The 13,048-nt window shown below is 63.0% G+C and carries 15 protein-coding genes and 2 tRNA genes; 11 read left to right on the top strand and 6 right to left on the bottom strand.

The window, feature by feature from the left end; translation table 11 throughout:
* The first annotated feature begins 207 nt into the window (after positions 1-207).
* From RQG82_RS01310 to RQG82_RS01285, 6 genes are all read left to right on the top strand, one after another.
* Positions 208-549: a hypothetical protein gene (locus RQG82_RS01310; RefSeq protein WP_311257326.1), complete on the top strand. Its 342-nt coding sequence runs from the start codon at positions 208-210 to the stop codon at positions 547-549.
* Positions 542-796 carry a hypothetical protein gene (locus RQG82_RS01305; RefSeq protein WP_311257325.1) on the top strand — a complete coding sequence of 85 codons (255 nt, stop codon included), beginning with the start codon at positions 542-544 and terminating at the stop codon, positions 794-796. Before RQG82_RS01310 ends, RQG82_RS01305 begins: the two co-directional genes overlap by 8 nt.
* 354 nt (positions 797-1,150) lie before the next feature.
* On the top strand, positions 1,151-2,125 hold the full coding sequence (locus RQG82_RS01300; protein WP_311257324.1) for an arabinofuranosidase catalytic domain-containing protein: 975 nt from the start codon (positions 1,151-1,153) through the stop codon (positions 2,123-2,125).
* Positions 2,126-2,412: 287 nt separating this feature from the next.
* Entirely contained in the window at positions 2,413-3,477 is a 1,065-nt protein-coding gene (locus RQG82_RS01295) for a hypothetical protein (RefSeq protein WP_311257323.1), read from the top strand.
* Entirely contained in the window at positions 3,471-3,761 is a 291-nt protein-coding gene (locus RQG82_RS01290; RefSeq protein ID WP_311257322.1) for a hypothetical protein, read from the top strand. Before RQG82_RS01295 ends, RQG82_RS01290 begins: the two co-directional genes overlap by 7 nt.
* Before the next feature lie 7 nt (positions 3,762-3,768).
* Positions 3,769-5,172 (top strand): right-handed parallel beta-helix repeat-containing protein, encoded by a 1,404-nt coding sequence (locus RQG82_RS01285; protein ID WP_311257321.1) that lies wholly within the window; start codon positions 3,769-3,771, stop codon positions 5,170-5,172.
* Positions 5,173-5,420: 248 nt separating this feature from the next.
* On the opposite strand, the gene RQG82_RS01280 is transcribed toward RQG82_RS01285, so the two are convergent.
* The 4 genes from RQG82_RS01280 to orn form a co-directional block, all read right to left on the bottom strand.
* Positions 5,421-6,590 (bottom strand): site-specific integrase, encoded by a 1,170-nt coding sequence (locus tag RQG82_RS01280; RefSeq protein ID WP_311257320.1) that lies wholly within the window; start codon positions 6,588-6,590, stop codon positions 5,421-5,423.
* 43 nt (positions 6,591-6,633) lie between these two features.
* Positions 6,634-6,912 carry a hypothetical protein gene (locus RQG82_RS01275; RefSeq protein WP_311257319.1) on the bottom strand — a complete coding sequence of 93 codons (279 nt, stop codon included), beginning with the start codon at positions 6,910-6,912 and terminating at the stop codon, positions 6,634-6,636.
* A gap of 400 nt (positions 6,913-7,312) precedes the next feature.
* Positions 7,313-7,388 (bottom strand) — tRNA-His (locus tag RQG82_RS01270).
* A 36-nt stretch (positions 7,389-7,424) separates the two neighbouring features.
* The gene (gene orn / locus RQG82_RS01265; protein WP_311257318.1) at positions 7,425-8,051 is read right to left on the bottom strand and encodes an oligoribonuclease; all 627 of its coding nucleotides are present in this window, start codon (positions 8,049-8,051) and stop codon (positions 7,425-7,427) included.
* A 59-nt stretch (positions 8,052-8,110) separates the two neighbouring features.
* Here orn and RQG82_RS01260 point away from each other — a divergent pair.
* A tRNA-Arg gene (locus RQG82_RS01260) sits at positions 8,111-8,186 on the top strand.
* Between the two features lie 23 nt (positions 8,187-8,209).
* Here RQG82_RS01260 and RQG82_RS01255 read toward each other — a convergent pair.
* Positions 8,210-8,479: a hypothetical protein gene (locus tag RQG82_RS01255; protein WP_311257317.1), complete on the bottom strand. Its 270-nt coding sequence runs from the start codon at positions 8,477-8,479 to the stop codon at positions 8,210-8,212.
* A 195-nt stretch (positions 8,480-8,674) separates the two neighbouring features.
* Here RQG82_RS01255 and RQG82_RS01250 point away from each other — a divergent pair, with 195 nt between their 5' ends.
* From RQG82_RS01250 to RQG82_RS01235, 4 genes are all read left to right on the top strand, one after another.
* Positions 8,675-9,217 carry a single-stranded DNA-binding protein gene (locus RQG82_RS01250; RefSeq protein WP_311257316.1) on the top strand — a complete coding sequence of 181 codons (543 nt, stop codon included), beginning with the start codon at positions 8,675-8,677 and terminating at the stop codon, positions 9,215-9,217.
* Positions 9,218-9,303: 86 nt separating this feature from the next.
* Positions 9,304-9,801, top strand: coding sequence for a DUF6993 domain-containing protein (locus RQG82_RS01245; RefSeq protein WP_311257315.1), 498 nt, complete (start codon positions 9,304-9,306; stop codon positions 9,799-9,801).
* A gap of 137 nt (positions 9,802-9,938) precedes the next feature.
* Positions 9,939-11,618, top strand: coding sequence for an energy-dependent translational throttle protein EttA (gene ettA, locus RQG82_RS01240; RefSeq protein ID WP_311257314.1), 1,680 nt, complete (start codon positions 9,939-9,941; stop codon positions 11,616-11,618).
* Positions 11,619-11,624: 6 nt separating this feature from the next.
* Complete coding sequence (locus RQG82_RS01235; RefSeq protein WP_311257313.1) at positions 11,625-12,113, top strand: thioesterase family protein; 489 nt, start codon at positions 11,625-11,627, stop codon at positions 12,111-12,113.
* 16 nt (positions 12,114-12,129) lie between these two features.
* On the opposite strand, the gene RQG82_RS01230 is transcribed toward RQG82_RS01235, so the two are convergent.
* The gene (locus RQG82_RS01230) at positions 12,130-13,017 is read right to left on the bottom strand and encodes an acyl-CoA thioesterase II (RefSeq protein WP_311257312.1); all 888 of its coding nucleotides are present in this window, start codon (positions 13,015-13,017) and stop codon (positions 12,130-12,132) included.
* Positions 13,018-13,048: the final 31 nt, after the last annotated feature.

Raw genomic sequence — 13,048 nt, 5'->3', positions numbered from 1 at the left:
TGCGTGAACGCAAACCGAAGACCGAGACGGTTGTTGTGCCGGACGACATTCTCGAGGCGCAGTCGATGCGTGCGAAGGCTACCCGCGATCAGCAGGATGCCGAGAACCAGGGGCCGGCGATCGCACGGCTCACTTCATACCTGTTGGAACGGCGCACACTGAATCACTTCGGTGAGTCGATCCAGATCACATTCACTCGGAGGGGTCATGCCTGAACTTCTTGTGGTCACTGACCTCATCGCTGACATTGCGATCATCTTCGCGTCGATCGCTACCGCCATCTTCGTGGCCTCATACGCAATCTTCTTCAACTGGCGGCTCACCCAGGCGGGCCGTTCACTGATGTATTTCGTGGTGGCTCTGCTGTCTGTGGCGTTGCTGTCGTTCCTGGGTCGTTGGCTTGGTGCCGAGTATTTCGGTCGGGAGCTTCTACGCCCTCTTACTTGGTGTGCGGTCGCGTTGACTGCGATCCGTCTCACTTGGGTGCTGTGGACTTCCCGCGCACTCGACATTGCTTCCCGGTCTCGAAAGGACAAAACCCATGAGTGACCCCATCATCCCCAGCCAGACCCCGAACGTTGTTGTCGCCGACCCGCGTGTGCGCAAGGTCGCCAACGTGATCCTCGGTATCGCGCTGGTCGTGTTCCCCACTGCCGCCGTCCTCGATGGTGCGAGTGTCGAGCTCGACTTCTCACAGTGGCTCATCCCCGCAACCGCAGTCACCAGCTTCCTCGCTGGCATCTTCGGACTCGCTGTCACGGCACCTAACGTGCCCTCGAAGAACTCGGAGGTCTGAGCATGGCTTTCACGAACGCGGCTAAGGAGGCGGCGGCTCTCGCGGTCACCGCCCTCGGGAACAGCATCAGCCTGCACACTGCTGACCCTGGCACTACGGGCACGAGCGAGGCAACAGGTGGGACTCCCGCGTACGCGCGCAAGGTGACCACGTGGACGGGCGCTTCGGCTGACGGTTCGGTAACGGGCTCACCGGTTGTCTTCGATGTCCCCGCGGGGACTTACACGCACTTGGGTGTCTGGAACGGGTCGACTTTCGTTGCAGGGTTCGCCCTGTTGTCTTCGACTGGTGTACTGCCTGGTCAGCAGACAGTCACTGTCACCCCCACCATCACCGTCGCGTAGGAGGCTTCTCATGGCTGGACCGTATGACATCCCCGCGGCGGGTACTCCCGGATCGCCTGGTTTCTTGACGGCGTGGACGACCATTCGGGCTGCGGTTCTGGACATGGACGCCCGCCTGGTCGCACTTGAGACGGGAACCTCACCGTTCACGGGCGCGTTCGATTCGTTCGCGGCGCCGTACAGGGTGCATTCTCTGAGGCGTCTGCTGGGTTCGTACACTGGCCCGGCGATTCGCGTCCGCCGGTCGAGCGATAACACGGAACAGGACATCTCGTTCACGTCGGTCGGCGCACTTGACACAACCGCGCTGACCACGTTTGCGGGTGCTGGGTCTGCGTACGTCGCCACTTGGTACGACCAGGGTGCGGGTGCACGTCACTTCACGCAGGCGACTACAGCTGCACAGCCACGCATTGTGAACGCGGGTGTTGTGGATGTTGTGAACAGTAAGCCTGCCGTGGTGTTCGACGGCACGGACGACTACTTGCTGTCACCCACGGCTGGACTTTTCGCGGCTACGACGGCAACGGTGGCAGCAGTGCTCAAGTCGAACTCCAACGCGGTCACCAATGCGACCGTGTTCAGTGAGTCCAGCTCGGCGTCCAACAACGGTTTCTGGCGTGCCATTCGCGGGTCGTCCGCCAACCTGCACGTCGCAGCCACGAACGACGCGGGCACAGCACTGTGGGGGGCCGCGGCTACCGGATCGAACGTATTCGACCTGTCGCAGCATCAGGTGTTCTACGCCGAAGCATCAGCAGCAATCAACACGTGGAAAGACAACACCACGGCACACGCTGCACTCACCGCCACCCGATCCGGTGCAACCTCACCCGTACGCACAGGGCTCGGTGCACATGCCGGGTCGAGCGTGTCGAACTTCTACAACGGGACCGTGCAGGAAATCGTCGCGTGGGCAACCAACGAGACGGCATCCCGTGCATCGATCCAGACCGCACAGAAGGACTACTGGGGGACACCGTAATGCCTACAACTCCGAACGGGACCACCTACACCGTGTACCCGTTCACGGCAGGAGGCGAGTCAGCATGGCGGGCCATCGCAGACAACAGCGTCGGTGGTAGCAGCATCCCGGCTGTACTCTTCTGCCACGGAAACCCTGGCGCGGTCAGCACCGACGCGGACCAGCAGTTCGGTGCCGGGTACACCACACTCCGCAACTGGCTCATCGACAACGGGTGGGCGTACATCGAAGGCCACGGTGCGGGTGCGAACTGGGGCAACACGGCAGGACGCAACGCATACGAGGCCATGTTCGCTGCGACCGTCGCCACCTGGGCCATCAGTAAAGTCATCGTCATCGGACGTTCGATGGGTGCACTTGTTGGTGCATGGCTCGCGTCACAGTCGAACGTTGTTGCCCCGTACTGTGCCGGATTCGTTTCACTGTCTGGCACCGCAGACCTGTCGAACCGGTGGTTAACCGCGGGAACGACTGACCGGGCGAACCTTGAGACCGCGTATGGCGTGTCCGGGGAGACGGCATTTCGTGCAGCTGTGGCAACGTTCGACCCCCTGCTTGCCACGCTCTCGACGTGGGATGGTCGGAACGCGATCATGCAGTGGGACACGTCCGACACCACCGTTCCTTATACGGTGAACGGGCAGGCGTGGGACACGAAGTACGGTCCCCGGCTCACCCTCCGATGCACCCAAAGCACGACCGGTGGCGACCACAACTCCACCCCTAACGATGCCACCCACACTGCGGCAACAATCTCATTCGTGCAGGACGCGCAACTCGCTCAGGGCTACTGGTCCGACACGTGGTCGGACACGTGGGGTGGGGCGAACATTGACGTCACCGCGACTGGTTCTCTCGTGCTCTCGGGAACGGCCACACGTTCCATCGACACGTCGCGCGACAGTGGCGGCATGCTCATCCTGTCCGGGTCTGCCAGTCGAGTCGTCAACGTTGAAACCGTTGCGATCGGCGAGCTCGGAATCACAGGCGCAGGAACACGCAGCATCAACAGCACCCACACCGCGACAGGTGAACTCGCAGCAAGCGGTACGGGGATGCTCGAGACGGGCGGAATCGTCCGCGTCGCCACCGGGACACTCACACTCTCAGGCGATGCGGCCCGCACAATCCAGACAACCCGAACCGCGCTCGGCATGCTCGCATTCCTTGCAATGGCAAGCCATGCGAACAACACGGACACGAACGCCACCGGAACGCTCGCCCTCACCGGCGTAGGCGTGGTGTCGGGCGCCGAAACAGTGTTCCCCGTCATGCTCACCCTCGAGGCTGACATTCCGACCCTCGAACTCACGGCAACCGTGCCGCAACTTACATTGGAGGCGACATGGTGAAGCAAGGCGATCAGTTCCCGGTCACATTCACCGTCAACCACGACCTCACGGGTGCGACAGTGCGGCTCCTCGTGCGCCACCTCACACGAACCGGTGACCTCGAAGAACTGCCACACACCGTCACCGATGCAGCAACAGGCACCATCACCCACAACCTCGACGGCACATGGGCACTCGGACGCCACTACATCGAACTGGAGATCACCCAGGCCGGCGAAATCCGAACGGCGCCAACAGACGGGTACTACGTCATCCGCATCGAACCCGACCTCGACGAACACTAGGGGCAACATGAGCATCTACACCGACGCGGTCACCGCCTTCCAACAGGTCGTTGACGGGGCACAGGCAGAGTACGAACGCCGGCTAGCTGACGCTGACCAGGCGATCACGGGTCTGCGCACCGAGAATGCCACACTCCTTGAGCGCATCCGTGAACTTGAGACCCTGCCACCGGTCGTGAAGGTTGCCGGCGCGGTAAAACTCGGCACGGGATACAAGATCCCCGCCGATGCGATCCGGGTCAGCGCCTCGCAGTCCCTCCACCTCGCATACGCGGCAGCACCCTCGGGTGCGACCATCGTCCTCGAAGGCGCCGTGCACCGTGTCACGAAGACGCTCACCCTGTCGAAGCCGGTCACCATCATGGCGGACGGTGAAGCATGGTTGGACTTCGAAGGGAAAGTGCAACTCCCCATCGTAGGCAAATCCAAAACCAGCATCCTCGGCATCGGACTCCGCAACGGCAACACAATCACCACCACCGACCCCAACTCCGGTGTCACATTCGCATCCGGGTCAGACGGTTCACTCATCGAAAACTGTGTATTCGAAGACTTCACCGGCTCATGGCCCGTCGCAACCAGACGCGGAACCGGTGCACTCAACATCTACTCCAACCGTGACGTCACCGTACGCAACTGCACCTTCCTGCGATCCGGTGTCTGCCACATCCAGTCCGAGAAAACCACGAACCTCACCATCGAATGGTGCAAGTTCGAAGACGCAAATGTTTCCAAGCAGCCGATGATGCAACCCGTCACCGCTGCCATGAAACACACCCGAGCACGCAACATCCACATCGCCCACAACGTTGTTACCGGCATCCCAGACTGTGGTGGCATCTGGTTGGACGTGTACTGCTACCAATACCTGATAGCCCACAACACCGTCACAGGTTCACCCGGGACTGAAGCGAAAATCGAAGCAGAACTATCCGGGTTCGGTGACATCGCATTCAACGACGTCACCCAAGGTCCAGCCCAATACTCCATCATGGTGCTCGACTCCAATGACACCCGCGTGTGGGGCAACAAACTCAACCACGGGTCCGCCGCACAACTCGAAGTCTGTGACGACGGGCGCCGCAACATCAACGACATACACAAGGCGGAAGGTGTCACCGGAGAAGTCCGCAACGTTCAGATCATCAACAACCAGTTCGGACCCGACTACGGCTACTTCCAAGCACACGTATGGGACAAGTCGACAACACCCAAACCAGCCGAAACGTTCGCCACCCGTGTTGAAGGCAACGGTCCCGCAAAATGGGGTTGGGGTCGAAACACTCAAAGTGGTGGGGCAACAGTGCGACAGACGAGAACATCCGCACAGCTCGACGCAACCTATCCGGCTGTAGCACGCGGCAACGACCCCGCCCGCCCCGCAGCGACACCCGCCGATCTATCCACATGACGAAGCCCCCACCCTGACTATCTCGGGGTGGGGGCTATTCGTCGTTGCCCCGTGAACCACAGAACCCCCGCCCAGTTCATCGGGCGGGGGTTCTTCTGCGTGTGGGAGCGCTGCTCTTCTTGCCGTTGGCGGGGTCACCATTGACCCCTAAGCATCTTCTGGCTGGCATCACGACCCGCCGGCCCGAGTGGTGGTTGTTCGTCATGTCCCTATTATGTGTCTGTAATTGCGGACATGTCAAGTACGTTTTACGGTTCGGCGTGTTGCGTGATCGAAAGTGGTGATTGAGCACCCGACAGAGTGAGCGCGATCGCACTAGCCATCTGGTCGTGAGCATCCGCGACAAGGTGCCCGTACACGCCCACCGTGGTGGTGATCGACTCGTGTCCCATGCGCGCCTGGATGTAGGGGAGAGGGATGCCCTGAGCGATCAACCATGAAGCGTGGGTGTGGCGCAGATCGTGAACGGTTGGCTCGCGGCGTAGCGGCTCGAGACCCACCGCGCGGCATGATTCCGGGTCAGACGCCTTGATCACAGCGTTGCGCCAGATACGTGAGTAGAACGCACCGTGCCACATATGCCCACCCTGGGGCGCAGTGAACACCCATTCGTCTGATGCGCCAGGCTCGCCCATGATTGCGACGAGATCTGGGAACAGCGATACGGAGCGCCGCGACTTGGACGACTTCGGGTAGCTGAGCAGTGGCCCACCCTTCGATTTCTTCCACGCGCGCGTCACACGCACCGTTGGGGGATTGCCGTACAGATTCACGTCACCCCACGTCAGAGCGCTCATCTCACCCCACCTGAGCCCCGTGCCGGCGAGGAACAGGATCATGCGTCGGTAGCGTTCAGGGGTGAAGTGGAGCAGCGTTGAGAACTCTGTCGGCGTGAGGAATACGTTCTCACGCTTCACCCCGCGAGTCATCCGCATCTTGTAGGCGGGGTTGTCCTTCCGGAAGCCTTCATCGACCGCAGACTTGAGTACCGCGGACAGCAGTGCGTGATAGTTCTTGATCGTCTTGGATGACACATGCTTCTGTTGGTCGCGTGGCTTGTGTCGGTCACGCCACACGGGTTGACGTTCCTGCCACGCGAGCCACGCGCCCACGTCGGGTTTGGTGATGAGGTCGATCGGCACGTCCCCGAATAGCTGCAACCAGGATCGTTCAGCCTCAGCTTCGTAGCCTTCCCGAGTCCCCTTCTCCACGCCCGTGAGCAGGCCGCTTTCGGGGGAAAGGTACCGGTGGGTGTACTCGCGCAGGGTGGGTGTCGCGGCGTCCTTCTGTCCGCGCGTCTGCCGAACCTGATCCGCAGCTTCCCATCCGACGCGATCCACGAGCGCCGCGAACTGATCGGCGCCCTTCTTCTCCAAGAACGTCGTCTGCTTCATCTGCCCCTTGACGCGCACCTGCACGCGCCAACGCACCTCGCCGGATGCGAGAGTGCGGGGAGAGACACTAGCCACGATGGTTCACATGCGGGTTCTCTGGTGCGGGAGCTGAGCGCCACGTCCGAAGCCCCTTGCGTGGAGAATCGTCCTCCCAGTGACCCCGCTCGCCCTCGTGGAACCGTGCCGCGGCTTCGTACCCCGCATCCCAAGCCTCGGCGCGCATGGACTCAACCCAGCGGTCATACTCGGCGGCATACAGGTCTTCGAACCCGCGGTCAGCGATCGCCTCCAGATAGTCGCGGCGGAATTGCTTGTCGCTGGGGGTGAAGTCTCGGTTGATGGTCATGGTCACTCTCCATTCCTACGCTGGGGGTCGGACACTAGTTGCCCAGTCGCCCGACTGTAACCCCACGAAGCGACTGCCAGCAGCGCATCGAAGACGCCGTCTCGTAAAGGAATGTCCGGGAGGGGCGCATGGGCCTGCCAGATTTCGAGAAGATCCTTGCGGTCGTCCCAATCTGGCGGCCCTGACGCGTAAATCGCCTCAGGACCATGATGCCCCTCGTGCCCCATGACACCTAGGCAAGATCCATAGCCGACCACGAATGTTCCACAGCAAGTTGACTGCGTTGGGTTCAGGCACCGATCGCTCATCGGGACCGCCCTTCAGTTGGGCGTGATCCGTGGCTATGTAGGCGGGGATGTAGGCGGCGGGGGTTTGATCCCCCGCCTGCCCTACTCCCTACTGGGGTGAGTAACGGGACTCGAACCCGCGACATCCGGCACCACAAGCCAGCGCTCTACCAGCTGAGCTATACCCACCATGTGCCGATCGTGATCGGCAACCAGACGAGTCTATTACATGTTCGGAGTGAACTCTGACACGGTGCGCGCGGCGATGTCGCGAGCGTCGTCGCTCGAGGGTCCGGGCTCGTCGACGAAGACCGCTTCGCGGTAGTAGCGCAACTCACGGATGGACTCGAGGATGTCGGCGAGGGCGCGGTGTCCGCCGTCTTTCGCCGGCGCCTGAAAGAACACCCGGGGGTACCACCTCCGCGAGAGTTCTTTGATGCTCGAGACGTCGACGTTGCGATAGTGGAGCCACTGATCGACCTGACTCATGTACTTGGCCAGGAACATCCGGTCTGTGCCGATGGTGTTGCCGGCGAGAGGAGCCTTGCGCTCGACGGGAGCGAATCGCTTGATGTAGGCGAGGGTCTGCGCTTCGGCCTCGGCCAGCGATACACCGTGGGGGATCTCGGTGATCAACCCGGACGACTCGTGCATCTTCGTCACGAAGTCATTCATGTTCTCGAGTGCTGCGTCGCTCGGGCGGATGACGATCTGAAAGCCGGGGTCGACCGGTCGGAGTTCGAAATCAGTGACGACGACGGCGATCTCGACGAGCTCGTCGACGGCCAGATCGAGACCGGTCATCTCACAATCGATCCATACCAGGCGGTCGTTCTCTGAGGCAGATACCATTTCGCCATCCTATCGACGGCTCCGACATCCGAGTCGGGCGCGGTACGGTAGATCTGTGCGCCTCCGTAGCTCAGGGGATAGAGCAGGAGCCTTCTAATCTCTTGGTCGCAGGTTCGAATCCTGCCGGGGGCACCATCGCCTTGAGCCGGGCAGCGCACTCATCCGTTGCGCAGGGCGGCGACCGCATCATCTGCGCTCCAGAAGTCCCCGACGAGTCGGAACGACGCGGTGGCGAGATGGAGGCGTTCCGCCCGGTAGCGCTCCCCGAGCGGATCCGGGATGAGGCGCAGATGCCCGAGAACCCGCTCCCTCGCGTCCTGAACCCGCCAGAGGTGCGCTGAGGCGCGCACGAGGTGCTCCTTCTTGGCTGTCAGTCGTGGTGTGGCGTAGGGAACCTCGGGCATGGACGTGTTCAGGGTTGCAGACATCGAATCTCCTTTCATGATTCGAACGTATGACCGACCACCGACATCGGGAGAGTGGGAAGGCGACGCAGTTGTTCTGCACATCCCGACGCCGATCCGGGTTACTCAGGATGCCCGTGTTCTCGGCAACGTCGAGGCGTCGACAGGGCGCACTCTGAAGTGATCCGGACGCACGCTCCGGGCACAGAGGAGAAAAACATGCATGACACAGTGACCATCGTGGGCAACGTCGCCACCGATCCGACTCAGGGCCGAACGACCAGCGGAGTTCCCGTCACGAACTTCCGACTTGCCAGCACGCATCGGCGGTTCGATGATGCGACGCAGACATGGGTCGATGTGATGACGAACTGGTACTCGGTCGCCGCCTTCCGTCAGTTGGGGGAACATGCCAAGGTGTCGCTGCGGTCGGGTGACAGCGTGATCGTGACAGGGCGGATGAAGATCCGCGCCTGGGAGAACAACGGCAAACAGGGCACGAGCGTCGACATCGACGCCGATGCGATCGGCCACGATCTCCGGTGGGGGACGACGGCGTACCGCCGAAGTGCACGATCGGCCGCGGATGCCTCGCCGAGAAGCGCCGCGACGTCCGATCCGCACGACGGCGCCGAGCAGTCGTCGCAATCGGGTGGCGACGTGCCGGACATCGACACGTCATGGGCGGCGAGGGACGGCGATCTCGGGGGCGCCGAAGACGGCCTCGTGGATTCGTCTGCCGCAGCGACGAGCCCTCTCTGAGGTTCGTGGAGGGTCGACGTTGGCGCACATGGCGCTAGTGAGCGCGCTCGAGCGCGTGCGGGGGAGGACGCCCTTAGACTCAGTTCGTGCTTCGACGACCGGACTCCTCCGCATCGCGTGCGGCCATCGCGACCGGTGTCGCCATGACGCTGGTGCTGCTGCTGACCTCGTGCGGTCCGACCGCACCGATCACCCCCGAGCCGACGGACGCCGGTGTGACCCCCAGCGAGTCGGCGTCTCCCGAAGGTCCCGTGTACGTCGCAGACGGCACCGCGAGTGACAACCTGCCGCTCTTCGCGGCCGTCACCGCCGCGGTGTGGTCGTCAGACCAGAAGGTGTCGGGTCGTGCCTACATAGACGCCCTGATCGCCGCCGGGTTCGACCGCGGTGCGATGCAGGTCACACAGGACGTCTCGACGGTCGGTAATCCGGCTGAGAGCATCCAGTTCTCGGTGCGGTGGGGTGACACCGAGTGCCTCGTCGGTCAGGTGGGTCCGTCGACGGGCGAACCCGTCACGGTCGTTATGCCCCAACTCGCCGAGGGTCGTTGTCTCGTCGGGACGACACGAGCGATCGACTGGTAACTCGTGATCTTCACGGCGCGAGTCGCGACTCGCTCAGCCGTGTCTTCAGATGTCGCACCTCGCTTCGGTGGCGGCCTCCGTGATCGCCGGTAGGCTGGAGTGTCGATCTTCGACGCCAACAGAAGGAGCGGTTTTCGGTGGCTGAGTACATCTACTCGATGGTTCGTGCGCGCAAGGCGGTGGGCGACAAGCTCATCCTCGATGACGTCACGATGGCGTTCCTCCCCGGTGCCAAGATCGGCATGGTGGGTCCGAACGGCGCCGGTAAGTCGACGATCCTCAAGATCATGGCCGGCATGGACACGCCGTCGAACGGTGAGGCGAAGCTGTCTCCCGGTTTCTCGGTCGGAATCCTGATGCAGGAGCCTGTGCTCGACGAGACCAAGACGGTGATCGAGAACATCCAGGACGGCATCGCCATCAAGGCGAAGGTCGACCGGTTCAACGAGATCTCCATGCTGATGGCAGATCCCGATGCCGACTTCGACACGCTCCTCGCCGAGATGGGCACCCTGCAGGAGGAGATCGACGCCGCTGACGGCTGGGACCTCGACTCGCAGCTCGAGCAGGCCATGGACGCCCTGCGAACGCCACCGGGAGACGCGGCGATCGCCCCGCTCTCGGGCGGTGAGAAGCGTCGCGTCGCACTCGCGAAGCTGCTCCTTCAGAAGCCCGACCTGCTGCTGCTCGATGAGCCGACCAACCACCTCGACGCAGAGAGCGTGCTCTGGCTCGAGCAGCACCTTCAGGCCTACAAGGGCGCGGTCATCGCCATCACTCACGACAGGTACTTCCTCGACCACGTCGCCGAATGGATCGCCGAGGTCGACCGCGGCCGCCTGATCGGCTACGAGGGCAACTACTCGACCTACCTGGAGAAGAAGGGCGAACGCCTGGAGGTCCAGGGTAAGAAGGACGCGAAGCTCGCCAAGCGCCTCAAGGAGGAGTTGGAGTGGGTCAGGTCCAGCGCGAAGGGCCGCCAGACCAAGTCGAAGGCTCGACTCGCGCGCTACGAAGAGATGGCGACAGAGGCCGAGCGCACCAGGAAGCTGGACTTCGAGGAGATCTCGATTCCCGCGGGGCCGCGCCTCGGAAGCATCGTGATCGACGCGAAGAAGCTGCAGAAGGGTTTCGACGGCCGGGTGCTCATCGACGGGCTCAGCTTCAACCTGCCGCCGAACGGGATCGTCGGCGTGATCGGACCCAACGGTGTCGGTAAGACGACCCTGTTCAAGACGATCGTCGGCCTGGAGCCGCTCGACGGTGGCGACCTCAAGATCGGCGAGACTGTCAAGATCAGCTACGTCGACCAGTCGCGCTCGAACATCGACCCGGACAAGACGCTGTGGGAGGTCGTCTCCGACGGCCTCGACGTCATCACGGTCGGCAAGACGGAGATCCCTTCACGTGCGTATGTCTCGAAGTTCGGGTTCAAGGGTCCGGACCAGCAGAAGAAGGCAGGTGTGCTCTCGGGTGGTGAGCGCAACCGTCTGAACCTGGCCCTCACGCTCAAGGAGGGTGGCAACCTGCTCCTCCTCGACGAGCCCACCAACGACCTGGACGTCGAGACGCTGGGTTCACTCGAGAACGCGCTTCTCGAGTTCCCCGGCTGCGCTGTGGTCATCACACACGACCGGTGGTTCCTCGACCGCATCGCGACCCACATCCTCGCGTACGAGGGCACCGACGAGAAGCCCGCTCAGTGGTACTGGTTCGAGGGCAACTTCGAGGCATACGAGGAGAACAAGATCCAGCGCCTCGGCGCCGACGCGGCCAAGCCGCACCGGTCGACGCACCGCAAGCTCACGCGCGACTGATCACCGATGTCAGACCTGACACCGGGGCCCCGGCTGCACATCCCGATCCACCTCCGCTGGGGCGATCTGGACGCATTCAATCACGTCAACAACACCTCGATGCTGAAGCTCCTCGAGGAGGCGCGCGTGCGCGCGTTCTGGCGTGCGGGTCCCGGTGAGCAGGCGCCCTCGACCGCTGTGCTCGACTCGGGCATCGACGAGGGCACGCTGACGCTCATCGCGCGGCAGGAGATCGAGTACCTCGCTCCGGTGCCGTACCAGCGACGGCCGCTCGAGGTGCAGATGTGGTTCGGCAAGCTCGGCGGCTCCAGCGTCGAGGTCTGCTACGAGGTGCACAACGACCCCTCAGCCGAGCCCCGCACCATCTATGCGCGGTCGACCGCGATCATCGTGCTCGTCGACGCCAAGACGGGCCGACCCACACGTCTCACGCAGGAGATGCGCGACGCGTGGGAGCCGTACGTCGGCCCCTCCATCGAATACACGCACCGCTGACCCGCAGGACGCGACATCAAACCGGGGTCGGAACCCTGACCATGATCTCCTGTGCCACAGAGGCGACCAGGTCGCCGGACTGCGTGTAGATGCGGCCTTGAGCGAGGCCGCGACCGCCGCGAGCGTTCGGCGACTCCTGCAGGTAGAGCAGCCACTCATCGACACGAGCAGGTCGGTGCCACCACATCGCATGGTCGAGACTCGCCACTTTCAACCCGGGAAGCCCCCAGTACACGCCATGGGCGCGCAGGATCGATTCCTGGATCGTCATATCGCTCAGATACGCGAGAGCCGCCCGGTGAATGCGCTGGTCGTCAGGGAGCGGCGCCTTCATGCGCATCCAGACGCCCTGCTGAGGCACGCGGGAATCGTCGCTCGGCAGGAACATCGGCGAGTCGATATGGCGCACGTCAGCCGCCCGATCGCTGAGCATCCGAACCACGCCGGACGGCAGCCCGTCGACGCGCTGCTCGTCGGGCAGCAGGGAGTCCGGACCGGGGATGCCCTCAGGCATCGGAACTGCATGCTCGATGCCCGGATCGTCGTCCTGGAAGGACGCGATCATCGAGAAGATCGGTACACCGTTCTGATACGCCTGTGAGCGACGGGTGGAGAAGGATCGGCCGTCGTGGATGCGGTCGACGGCGATCGTGATTCCCTGGCTTGCGTCGCCCGGCCGCAGAAAGTACCCGTGCATGGAGTGCACTGCACGATCCTCGGGCAGGGTCCGTTCCGCGGCGAGGAGGCTCTGCGCGAGCACCTGACCACCGTAGATCCGCCCGGAGGGCATCGGATGCGAAGACCCGGTGAAGATGTCCTCGGTGGTGCGGGCCTGAGTGGAATCGAGGTCCAGCACGTCCAAGAGTTGTTCGACGGTGCGAATCGCGTGGGCGTCTGCGGTCATGACTTCCTTCCCGCGACTGCGGATGCCGCTG

Origin of the sequence: Microbacterium sp. WCS2018Hpa-9 (genome assembly GCF_031843745.1) — a bacterium.
Taxonomy (GTDB): Bacteria; Actinomycetota; Actinomycetes; order Actinomycetales; family Microbacteriaceae; genus Microbacterium.
Note: the sequence above shows the minus strand (reverse complement) of the source record. Positions and strands in the feature narration are given on the sequence as shown.

What these genes read in the sequence shown, in the direction of transcription:
- RQG82_RS01310 (WP_311257326.1), top strand. Translation starts at nt 208, where the DNA reads ATGCCTGAACTTCTTGTGGTCACTGACCTCATCGCTGACATTGCGATC.
- RQG82_RS01305 (WP_311257325.1), top strand. Translation starts at nt 542, where the DNA reads ATGAGTGACCCCATCATCCCCAGCCAGACCCCGAACGTTGTTGTCGCC.
- RQG82_RS01300 (WP_311257324.1), top strand. Translation starts at nt 1,151, where the DNA reads ATGGCTGGACCGTATGACATCCCCGCGGCGGGTACTCCCGGATCGCCT.
- RQG82_RS01295 (WP_311257323.1), top strand. Translation starts at nt 2,413, where the DNA reads ATGTTCGCTGCGACCGTCGCCACCTGGGCCATCAGTAAAGTCATCGTC.
- RQG82_RS01290 (WP_311257322.1), top strand. Translation starts at nt 3,471, where the DNA reads ATGGTGAAGCAAGGCGATCAGTTCCCGGTCACATTCACCGTCAACCAC.
- RQG82_RS01285 (WP_311257321.1), top strand. Translation starts at nt 3,769, where the DNA reads ATGAGCATCTACACCGACGCGGTCACCGCCTTCCAACAGGTCGTTGAC.
- RQG82_RS01275 (WP_311257319.1), bottom strand. Translation starts at nt 6,912, where the DNA reads ATGACCATCAACCGAGACTTCACCCCCAGCGACAAGCAATTCCGCCGC.
- orn (WP_311257318.1), bottom strand. Translation starts at nt 8,051, where the DNA reads ATGGTATCTGCCTCAGAGAACGACCGCCTGGTATGGATCGATTGTGAG.
- RQG82_RS01255 (WP_311257317.1), bottom strand. Translation starts at nt 8,479, where the DNA reads ATGTCTGCAACCCTGAACACGTCCATGCCCGAGGTTCCCTACGCCACA.
- RQG82_RS01250 (WP_311257316.1), top strand. Translation starts at nt 8,675, where the DNA reads ATGCATGACACAGTGACCATCGTGGGCAACGTCGCCACCGATCCGACT.
- RQG82_RS01235 (WP_311257313.1), top strand. Translation starts at nt 11,625, where the DNA reads ATGTCAGACCTGACACCGGGGCCCCGGCTGCACATCCCGATCCACCTC.
- RQG82_RS01230 (WP_311257312.1), bottom strand. Translation starts at nt 13,017, where the DNA reads ATGACCGCAGACGCCCACGCGATTCGCACCGTCGAACAACTCTTGGAC.